The organism is Rufibacter ruber (assembly GCF_014138425.1).
In the GTDB taxonomy this organism is placed as follows: Bacteria; Bacteroidota; Bacteroidia; order Cytophagales; family Hymenobacteraceae; genus Nibribacter; species Nibribacter ruber_C.
In genome coordinates this window covers 157,815-167,811 of record NZ_JACJIQ010000013.1, presented here as the reverse complement: position 1 = coordinate 167,811, position 9,997 = coordinate 157,815, and the positions used below count along the sequence as shown (strand labels likewise).

Below are 9,997 nucleotides of genomic sequence, written 5' to 3'. Positions count from 1 at the left end.
TTCGGTTTTGACAAAAGCCACTTAAATAACAAGGACAAAACAGACTGTGTCCTTAACTTCGGCAGAATCGCAGCATAAACTGTCCGAAGTATTGTGGGAAAACAGGCCAAAAACGCTTATCCCTATCTTTCGTTCAACTCTTGACTCAAGACTCAGAACTCATGACTTTACAAAATAAGCCTACCATTTTCTATATCTCAGACGCGCTCTGCGGCTGGTGCTTCGCCATGGGGCCGCAAATAGAGAAACTGCATTCGGCGTACGCCGATAGATTTAATTTTGAGGTGCTGAGCGGCGGCATGATCCTGGGCGACCGCGTAGGGCCCATTGGCAACATGGCCAGTTTTATCAAGCAGGCCATGCCGCGGCTCAATGAAATCTCTGGCGTAACCATGGGCGATGCCTACCTGAAAGACGTGCTGGACAAAGGCACCTACGTAGCCAACTCTGAACCGCCCGCCCTTGCCCTGGCCATCTTGAAAGAACAGCAGCCAGACCAGCAGGTGAAGTATGCCAAAGCCGTGCAGGACCTGCATTTCAAAGAAGGCAAAGACTTGAACGAAGTAGAAACCTACATACCCCTGGGCCATGAGACCGGCCTGACAGCAGACGAATTCAAAGCCAAATTCTCTGATGACCAGTACCGCCTCAAGGCGCAGCAGGAGTTTGCGCAGGTGCAGGCGTGGGGCATTCAGGGCTACCCGTCAATAGTGGCGCAGAATGGGGATAAACTCTACCTGGTTACCCGCGGCTTCGCCAAGTTTGAGGACTTGACCCCGGCGCTGGAGCAGGTGCTGGCCCAATAGCGTTTTGGGGCTGTTTTCAGAAAAACAGCCCCAAAACGCAGGGGCATTCCCATTTTTCAGGCCTATGGGGCCCAACCCTTGCCTTCTACAGCCGCTTGTGCCTGTTCTGGGCAAGGCTTTCCTAAAGGAAACTACGTTTGGGCGGAACTAAGACCACACAATTGTTGTATATACAATAGTTATCTTTACATTTGCATCTACAACGGCGAACGCCCATGAGATTAGAAGACGAGTTAAAGCAGAAATCCTTTAAGAGCCCCTATCACCGCATGATCGTGAATGTGATGTTTACGGGTAACTGGCTCCTGAAGGAACTCAGCTGCCAGCTGAAGCCGCTGGGGCTGTCGTCCCAGCAGAACAACGTGCTGGGCATTCTGCGCGGGCAGTACCCCAACCCCGCCACGCTGGGCCTGATCCAGGAGCGCATGATGGACCGTGACTCCAACGCCACCCGCCTGGTAGACAAACTGCTGGAGAAAGGGCTGGTGACCCGCTGCCAGTGCAGCGAGAACCGCCGCAAGGTAGACATCATCATCACTGAGAAGGGCCTGGAACTGCTGAAGGAAACTGACAACATTATTCAAGGCCTGGAAGCCAGGTTCAAGCAAATCAACCCAGAGGAGGCCACGCTGATTGGCGAACTGATGGACAAAATCAGAGACCGCAGCTAAAATTTTTTACCCATACAGTTGTATATACAACTAATGTAAAAACAAAGAAAAATAAAACGATGACTGTTCAATCAAACCAACCACTGTTACAGCCTTTGCAAAAAGGGGCTTTAGACCTGAAAAACCGCCTGGTAATGGCCCCCATGACCAGAAGCCGCGCTGCTAACGAAGCACACGCCGCCACGCCGCTGGTAGCAGAATACTACGCCCAGCGCGCCAGCGCCGGGTTAATCATCACCGAGGGCACGCCTGTGAGTTCGCAGGCCATTGGGTACATCAACGTGCCCGGCATTTACACAGACGCGCAGGTGGCCGGCTGGCAACTGGTCACTGAGGCCGTGCACGCCAAAGGCGGAAAGATTTATGCGCAGCTGTGGCACGTGGGCCGCATGTCGCACCCAGACTTCCACAACGGCGAGCTGCCGGTGGCGCCGTCGGCTATCAACCCCCATGACAAAGCCTTCACGCCGCAGGGTTTCCAAGACACCGTGACGCCGCGCGCATTAACGGTTGAAGAAATCAAAGGCATTGTGCAGGATTTCAAAAAAGCGGCTGCCAACGCCGTGAAAGCCGGTTTTGACGGCGTAGAGATTCACGCGTCTAACGGCTACCTGTTCCACCAGTTCTTCAGCACCTGCTCTAACCAGCGCACAGATGAATACGGCGGCTCCGCCGAAAACCGCGCCCGCTTCCTCTTTGAGGTGCTGGACGCCGTGAAAGAGGAAATTGACCTGAGCCGCGTGGGCGTACGCCTGAATCCGTCTATGCACCAGCAGTTTGGCATTGTGGTTGACGAGGAGACCGCGCCCACGTTTGAGTACATCGTGCAACGCCTGAACGACTATACCCTGGCCTACCTGCACCTGACAGAGGCGTCTAAAAAAGTAGCCGACCTGCCGTTTGCCATCAAAGAGATAGCCAGGCACTTCAGGCCGCTTTACAACGGCACGCTCATCATCAACGGCGGCTTTACGCAGGAGACAGGCAACAAAGTGATTGAAGAAGGAAACGCTGATCTGGTAGCTTACGGCGTACCGTTCATCGCGAACCCAGACTTGGTAGAAAGATTCGCGCAGAACGCCCCACTCAACCAACCAGACCCAAATACGTTCTACAGCAATACCGGCGAGAAGGGCTACACAGACTACCCCACCTTAGCCGAAGTGAATGTTGCTTAACCCGGTATACAACCACACCACTGCATATATAGAAAAGAGCCGCACGCATTGTGCGGCTTTTTTCGTTTTGGGGCTGTTTTTCAGAAAAGAGGCTGAAAACGGAGGGTTTGGTTTTCATTTAGCATTAATCCGGAATTGCATAAGGCCTGGCCATAAGTTTCATAGAGCAGAAAACGTCTGCTTCATATGATTCTCCTCTTGAGGGGGAGTTAGTGGGGTGTTTACACCAGCTGGACATGGCGTTCTCTATCTTGGCACAGGAATTCCGTAGAAAGGTAGATTTTCAGCAATGTATATTCTCCTGTGCAAACACACCTCTTAATGAGCTGCGCTCGCTACCCCAAACTCTCGTTTGGGTAATCCTCAAGGGATAATCTCCTTTATTTAACTGTTCTGGAGGCCGCAAATCATATTCATTGAATTCCTTAGTGCCGGTCTTTATATTTTCTATGGCGCGGAAGTTACTTCCGTGACTTACGTATGATTCATAATCATGAAAGTAACTTCCGCGCCATCGTCAGAAAACCGTTGACAAAGAGAAACGCTTGCCATTTAATTTCTGAACGCTCTTTCCGTTTTCGGCCTGTTTTCCCAAAAACAGGCCGAAAACAGGAATCTGGAAACCAGCGCGGCACCCTTCACTATTTTACGGTAAATTCCTTCCCATCAAGTACCTTTGCAGTCTGCCAGACGTGTGAAAGAGGTTCTCCTGATGAAAGCTGACTCCCCAAACTTTGCCATTGTGCATCTATACGCCACCGGCGCCTACGGCTCTAAGCACGGGCTGCTGCAGGTGGGCGTCTTGTCGTTGCAGAAGGGGAACGCGGTGCTGCGGGAGTGGTTCTTCAACCCGGAGGTAGCCTTTGGCCGAAGCGTGCAGCAACTGTCCAAAATCAGCAGGGAGCAGGCCAAAAGCGCCCCTACCTGGCAGGAGCAGAAAGGTGAGGTGCAGGCGCATCTGGCGCATTTCACGCACGTCTTTTTCTTTCACGAGCGGCATGAGCAAACGTGGCTCAAGCAGTACCTGCTGGCGGGCATGGCCACCCCGCCCGTCTGCGCAGATCTGGCCCTGCTGTCTTCGTTCTTTCTGCCGCACCTCAACCTCATGGAGATAGGTGACGTGGTGGCCCGTTCCACCGCCGCCCAGAAAAAACCGGCCTCCCAGCCCCTGCACGTGGCGCTGGCCGCGCTGCACACGCACCTTTTCCAGCTGCTGGAGGTGCTGCTGCAGAAAATTCCCAGCACACCGGAGAACGAATACGGGGAGCCCACGCTGTTCATGCAGCTGCTGCGGCAGGTGCTGGACTTAGGCTCTATCTTCATGGGAAGCGCCTGGCGCACCCTGCAAGCCGCCGCCGAACACGTAGAAACATTGGAACCGCTGGATTTGCACTGGCTCACGCCGCCCGCTACCAGAAACGTACCCGTACTGCCGTTCCATCTGCGCGAGCTCTTTACTTCCTGGCTCCCTACCGTGCCCGAAGCCCCGTTGGTGAAACCCCGCGTAGACATCGCGGTAGCGTCTGACGGGCTTATTCAAGACGCGCTGCACGCGTGGTACAAGAAATACAACCTCCCGGAACGGTACGCGCAGCTGCAATACGCCCAATTCTGCAGCAAAGCCCTCACCGCCAAAGGCACGTTTGTAGCCGAGGCCGGCACCGGCACCGGGAAAACCATGGGCTACCTTATGGCTGCCGCCGAATTGCTGCGCTTGAACCCGGGCCGCAAGGTGGTGGTGGCCACGGCAACCAAAAACCTGCAGGAACAGGTCATGCAGGGCGAAATCCCCAGGCTACGGTTCAAGGGCGGGTTGCACGCGCACCTTCGGCCCGCCATTGTGAAAGGCAAGAACAACTACGTGTGCGTATCAGCGCTGCTGGATTTATATGATGAGCTGGTGGTGCAGGAGAAAGGCACCGTACGCGAAGGGTTGAGCTGGCTCTACCTGGTGCTGCGCGTGCACCATACCCAAGGCGAGGTAGAGGAAATTCCGCAGAACATCAAGGCCATTCTGCCAGATACGTACCGCCTGCTCACTGAGGCCAACGCCCAGGAAGTCTGCGTGCCCAAGCTGTGCCTGGAACCCGCCAAGTGCACCTACGCCCGCCACATGGAGCAGGCCTATGCGGCCGATATCATTGTGACCAACCACCATAAGCTGCTGCAGCTGCCGCCCAAGCTCACAGATACCATTCAGCACTGCATCATTGACGAGGCCGACCAGTTCCCCGACTTCGCGCGGAGCGCCCTGAGCCTGAATTTTAATATTGGCGTGCTGGAAGCCCGGCTCCTGCGTCCGCTTTTGGGCACAGAAAAACGCAAAGGCTTTTTAACCGTGGTGGCAGAGCGGGTGGCGCACCACGTAGAAACTGAAACCTCTTTGCTGGTACTGGACGAGATTGACTCCATTCACCGCGACTGTGACACCATCAGAGCCAGCGGCGAACTGATTAAAGCCTTGCCTATCCCGGGGGGCGAGCAGCGGTGGCAGGAGGAAATCTCTCTGCAGGAAGAAGGCCGCTGGGTCAAGCGGGAATTCAGCGCTGACATTGAGCAGGCGCTGCAGGAACTGCTCACCGCCGTGCAGTTTGTAGCGGGCAAGATAGACCGAATTCTGAAGCTCCTCAAAAAGCCTGAGGACAAGACCTTCAGCCGTCTGGAGACTTACAAAGAAAAAGCCGCCGAGTTTGCTGAGACACTCCAGAAAATCACCAGTGACTTCCCGGCCCGCAAGTGGATTCACGTGCTGGAGAAAAATGGGCAGAACTGGGCTGTGTGCAAGATGCCGTATTATCTGCAAGACGAGATGGAGAAACTGCAGCACGTGTATCCTAGCCTGCTGTTCACCTCGGCTACGCTGTACGTAGCGGGCAACACGCAGTATTTCAGAAACCAGCTGGGCCGCCAGGAGCCGTTTGAGCAGGAAGTGCGCTACCTCTCGCCGTTCAACTATGAGCAGCAGGAAAAAGTGCACGCCGTGGTGCCCGCCTTCATTCCCTGTTATGAACATAAAATGGCGCAGGCGCAGAAGCAGAACTGGCTCCAGACTTCTATGGAAACGCTGCTCAAGTGCATAGTGGCGCTGAATGGCCGCACGTTGGTGCTCTTCACCAGCCGCCGCGACATGGAAGACGCTTACCGCTGGCTGCACCCCCGCCTGCCTGCCTATGACATTGAACTGCTCAAACAGGAAGGCACCAGCCTCTGGGAAATCAGGCGGTTCCGGCAGGAAGAGCACTCGGTGTTGCTGGGGCTGGACCGCATGTGGTCGGGGGTTGATTTTCCGGGGGTGACGCTCTCGCAGGTGATTGTTTTCCGGTTGCCTAATCCGTCTCTGGGGAACCCGCTGGTGGCGCACCGCCGTGAGGTGGAGGGCGCCCTGTTCTGGAGCAAGTTCTACTACCCGGCCAGTCAGCATAAATTGAGACAGGGCTTCGGGCGGCTAGTGCGCCGCGAAAAAGACAAAGGTGCGTTTGTGGTGCTGGATTCCCGCCTGGTGCACACCGCCCGCATGCAGCACCTCAAAGACGAACTGCCGGTAGACCTCACGCCCTTCCGCGCCAGCGACGAGCTGCAGCATTGGTACCTGGAAGAGCTACTGCCCTTGCTCAAACTGCGCACCGAGTGGGAACGGCGGGAGATTTCTTCGTAAACAAAATGCGTTTTGGGGCTGTTTTTACAAAAACAGCCCCAAAACGCATTTACCTAATTTTTACAGCCTCTTCCCGCTAACTGCGGGTGGTGGCAGAATGCCTTTGGTGGAAATACACATAGAAGACAGAACCTACACCTTCTTTGCTTTCCAGGGTGATCCTGTCCCCTGAGTTGTCCAGGATCTTTCTCACCAGATACAGGCCAATACCAGAGCCTTCTACATGGTCATGCACGCGTTTGTACATGGCAAACACCTTTGAAATCTGATTTTCTGGGATTCCCAGCCCATTATCAGCCACAGAGAGCACTTGCTCCCCCGCCTCTGCCATTCTGGTGCGGATGGTAATTTTAGGGGGCCTTTCCGGGTGTGCGTACTTAAGGGCGTTAGATACCAGGTTGTAGAGAATGCTGCGCAGGTTCTTGCGGGAATATTTCACACTTTCAAACTCTAACTTGTCTACAATGATCTCTGCCCCGGTAGCGTAAATCAAATCACGCAGGCTGTCTTTGACTTCGGCCAGAATATCATGCAGTTCCACTTTTTCCACCTCATCTTTGTCTTGCTGAATTCTGGTCACATCTGCCAAGTCTGTGATCACCCTCCTTAGCGTGGAGATGGCTCCCCCCATCATGCCCAGAATGCCACTGAACTGGTCTTTTGCCGTACCTAAATCATCTTGCAGGGCCGTGAGGAGTCCTTCTAAATTGGCAATGGGCGCTTTGAGGTCATGGGAGGCGGTGTAGACAAAGTTGTCCAGGTCATTGTTGATCCGGACCAGCTCCATGTTCTTCTGCATCAGCTCCTCATTACGGCGGCGCTCAGTCAGGTCACGGGTTATTTTGGCAAAGCCCAGCAGCCGTTTGTCTTCATTGTGGATAGGGGTGATGAGCACATTGGCCCAGAAGGCGGTGCCGTCTTTTCTGATGCGCCAGCCTTCATCTTCAAAACGCCCGACTGCCAGCGCCCGCTGCAACTCAAACTGCGGAAACCCACTGGCCACGGCCTCGCGGGAGTAGAAGGCGGAGAAGTGTTTCCCCATGATCTCCTTGGCTTTATAGCCTTTGATGCGTTCAGCCCCGGCGTTCCAGCTGGAGATCAGGCCGTCTGGGTTGAGCATGATGATGGCGTAGTCTCTCACGCTCTCTACCAGCATGCGCGTTTTCTCCTCGCTTTCTTTCAGATCTTCATGAATCCGGAACAACTGCTCTTCCAGCTGTTTCTTCTCTGTGAGGTCACGGGTGATCTTTGAGAAACCGAGCAGCTCGTTCTCCTTGTTGTAAATGGCCGTGATGACTACGTTGGCCCAGAAAGGGGTGCCGTCTTTGCGGTACCGCCAGCCCTCGTCTTCAAACCGGCCTTTGGCCTTTGCCTCTTTCAGCTCGTATTCAGGGTAGCCGGAGAGCACGGCGTCTTTGCTGTAAAACTTAGCGAAGTACTTGCCAATGATCTCATGGGGCTCATACCCTTTGATTCTTCTGGCTCCGGCATTCCAGGTGGCCACGTGCCCGGCGGGGTCCAGCATAAAGATGGCATAGTCTGTAACGCCTTCTATTAGTAGCCGGTACCGCTCTTCACTGTCTTTCAGCTCTTCATACGCCTTGTACAAGTCATCTTCGGCCTTCTTCCTTTCAGACAGGTCACGGGTGACTTTAGAAAAACCAATGAGGGTGCGGGCGGCGTTATATACCGGGGTGATGATGACGTTGGCCCAGAAAACCGAGCCGTCTTTGCGCACGCGCCAGCCCTCGTCTTCAAACCGGCCCCAGGCAATGGCTTCCCTAAGCTCATAGGCCGGGTAGTCCCTGGCAATGGCATCTGGCGTGTAGAACGAGGAGAAATGCTTGCCAATGATCTCTTCCTGCTCATACCCCTTGATGCGTCTGGCCCCCGCGTTCCAGGTGGCTACGTGACCGGTTTCATCCAGCAGGAATATTGCGTAATCTGTAACGCTGTCAATTAGCAGCTGATACCGGTTTTCTGTCTGCTCTTTTTGTGAAAAGGCTGAAATAACCTCTGATTCTGAACCCATAAAAAAAGGAAAACCGATGAAAAGTTAATTTTTCTCTGCCCGCCCTTTTCTCTCAAAGAGCCGGCGGCAGCAAAATCAATGCCTTTCTAGTACTATACACATCTCTACCCTTTTCAGAGTAAAGTAAAGAGTGAACCTTCTAATACGGCTGGCCTGTAACTAAGTTCCTCCTGCCCTGGCAGGGCCCGTGGCAGAAGTGCCAGAAGTACTTCTGTTTTCCTGGGCCCGCCTACCAGCTTCAACCTTAGCTCTTCGTTGCGGAAAACCTATCCAGAACGTGTCTTTACATAGTGTTTAGCGCCTGCTTTGGCCGGGGCATAGATAGCCTATGAGCACCACCAAAAGCAAATACGGTAAGGCAATTCTCAGCAAAGTAGGTACGCAACAGTTTAAACGCAAAAAAGCTTCACCTTTTCTTGTAAAAGAAAAAGTGAAGCCTGTGCAACATACCTGGCAAAAACCGGTTTCTGTTTTCGGGCTGTTTTCTGAAAAACAGCCCAAAAACAGAAACCTTGATTCTCTTTACAGCTTCTTTCTGGCTAGTTTTTAGACAGTTCAATGGTGAAGGTGGCGCCTTGCCCCACCCCTGCACTGTGCGCTACCAACGCCCCGCCGTGTTGGCGCATGATTTTCTGGCAGAGATACAGCCCTACCCCGTTGGTGGCTTCGCCGGCAGTGCCCAACTGCCGGAACTGGGTAAAGCGGTCAAAGATTTTCTCCCTGGCATCTGGGGCAAAGCCAATTCCCTGGTCTTTGAAGTGCAGGAACAGCCGGTTCTCCTTTTCTTCAGCCTCAATGGAAATGGTTTGGCCGGGGTGGGAGAACTTGACGGCATTGACCATCAGGTTACTGAGCACCTGCTCAAAAGAGGAGGGGTCTACGTTCACCTTGAGCGTGGCCGACACGTGTTGTTTGATCTGCAGCTTTTTCTGGGTCATGAGATGGTGCAGCTGCAATATGGTACCCCTGATCATAGGGGCCAGCACCACGGTTTTCTTCTGGATGGCGGCTTCCATGCGCTGTTCATTTTTCAGCAATGTGAGCACAGTGTCCATAAGCTGCAGCTGCTTCTCGCCCACGTTCTTTATTTGCTCCAGATACTGCGGCAGGCTCTCCTGCTCCTCTGGGCTCTCCTTCAGCAGCCGCACCACATCCAGAATGGTGATGGTGGGCGTACGCAGGTCATGAGACAGCATGGAGACCAGGTCCCGCTTTTCCTGCAAGAGGCTGTCTACAGAGGTGACAGTGGTCTGGATGTCTCGCAGCAACACGCCTATTTCATCTGTGTACTGCTCTGGCAGGCTGGGCAGCTCTTTGTTGATCAAATACCCATGCAACGCCTCCTTGGCCAGCAGAATGGGTTTGATCAGCTGGTTCAGGATCACCAGCGTAATACCGGTTGCCACCAGGGTCAACGCCAGCGTGTAGGCAATAATGCCCCAGGAGGTGAACGAGTGCCCGGAGTTCAGCGTAATAAAGATGATAATCCCGATCAACGGAATGTGGATCCCCAGAAATGCCACAAAGAGGAACTTGACAGAATAGGTTCTCAGAAACCCAACCTGTGAAAGCTGACGGTAGAGCTGCATGCACTAAAAAATGAATGGAATAGAGACTTCTGGGGGAGGGAGGCCAAAATTACAGAGAATAATTGA

General features: G+C 53.8%; 7 protein-coding genes. 5 read left to right on the top strand and 2 right to left on the bottom strand.

Annotation, left to right across the window (positions count from 1 at the left end; genetic code table 11):
• Window positions 1-161: 161 nt before the first annotated feature.
• From FHS90_RS15565 to FHS90_RS22790, 4 genes are all read left to right on the top strand, one after another.
• On the top strand, window positions 162-806 hold the full coding sequence (locus FHS90_RS15565; RefSeq protein WP_182513723.1) for a DsbA family protein: 645 nt from the start codon (window positions 162-164) through the stop codon (window positions 804-806).
• Window positions 807-1,021: 215 nt separating this feature from the next.
• Window positions 1,022-1,477 carry a MarR family winged helix-turn-helix transcriptional regulator gene (locus FHS90_RS15560; protein WP_066834063.1) on the top strand — a complete coding sequence of 152 codons (456 nt, stop codon included), beginning with the start codon at window positions 1,022-1,024 and terminating at the stop codon, window positions 1,475-1,477.
• A 59-nt stretch (window positions 1,478-1,536) separates the two neighbouring features.
• Window positions 1,537-2,655 (top strand): alkene reductase, encoded by a 1,119-nt coding sequence (locus FHS90_RS15555; protein WP_182513722.1) that lies wholly within the window; start codon window positions 1,537-1,539, stop codon window positions 2,653-2,655.
• 694 nt (window positions 2,656-3,349) lie between these two features.
• Window positions 3,350-6,310 (top strand): helicase C-terminal domain-containing protein, encoded by a 2,961-nt coding sequence (locus FHS90_RS22790; RefSeq protein ID WP_182513721.1) that lies wholly within the window; start codon window positions 3,350-3,352, stop codon window positions 6,308-6,310.
• A gap of 76 nt (window positions 6,311-6,386) precedes the next feature.
• Here the strand turns inward: FHS90_RS22790 and FHS90_RS15545 are convergent, their stop codons facing one another.
• Window positions 6,387-8,342: a PAS domain-containing sensor histidine kinase gene (locus FHS90_RS15545; protein ID WP_182513720.1), complete on the bottom strand. Its 1,956-nt coding sequence runs from the start codon at window positions 8,340-8,342 to the stop codon at window positions 6,387-6,389.
• A 328-nt stretch (window positions 8,343-8,670) separates the two neighbouring features.
• On the opposite strand from FHS90_RS15545, the gene FHS90_RS15540 reads away from it, so the two are divergent.
• The gene (locus FHS90_RS15540; RefSeq protein WP_182513719.1) at window positions 8,671-8,892 is read left to right on the top strand and encodes a hypothetical protein; all 222 of its coding nucleotides are present in this window, start codon (window positions 8,671-8,673) and stop codon (window positions 8,890-8,892) included.
• On the opposite strand, the gene FHS90_RS15535 is transcribed toward FHS90_RS15540, so the two are convergent.
• Window positions 8,882-9,931: a sensor histidine kinase gene (locus FHS90_RS15535; protein ID WP_182513718.1), complete on the bottom strand. Its 1,050-nt coding sequence runs from the start codon at window positions 9,929-9,931 to the stop codon at window positions 8,882-8,884. The genes FHS90_RS15540 and FHS90_RS15535 overlap by 11 nt on opposite strands.
• Between the last annotated feature and the right edge of the window lie 66 nt (window positions 9,932-9,997).

Coding starts and splice junctions, on each gene's coding strand:
- FHS90_RS15560 (WP_066834063.1), top strand. CDS start 1,022: ATGAGATTAGAAGACGAGTTAAAGCAGAAATCCTTTAAGAGCCCCTAT.
- FHS90_RS15555 (WP_182513722.1), top strand. CDS start 1,537: ATGACTGTTCAATCAAACCAACCACTGTTACAGCCTTTGCAAAAAGGG.
- FHS90_RS15545 (WP_182513720.1), bottom strand. CDS start 8,342: ATGGGTTCAGAATCAGAGGTTATTTCAGCCTTTTCACAAAAAGAGCAG.
- FHS90_RS15540 (WP_182513719.1), top strand. CDS start 8,671: ATGAGCACCACCAAAAGCAAATACGGTAAGGCAATTCTCAGCAAAGTA.
- FHS90_RS15535 (WP_182513718.1), bottom strand. CDS start 9,931: ATGCAGCTCTACCGTCAGCTTTCACAGGTTGGGTTTCTGAGAACCTAT.
- FHS90_RS15565 (WP_182513723.1), top strand. CDS start 162: ATGACTTTACAAAATAAGCCTACCATTTTCTATATCTCAGACGCGCTC.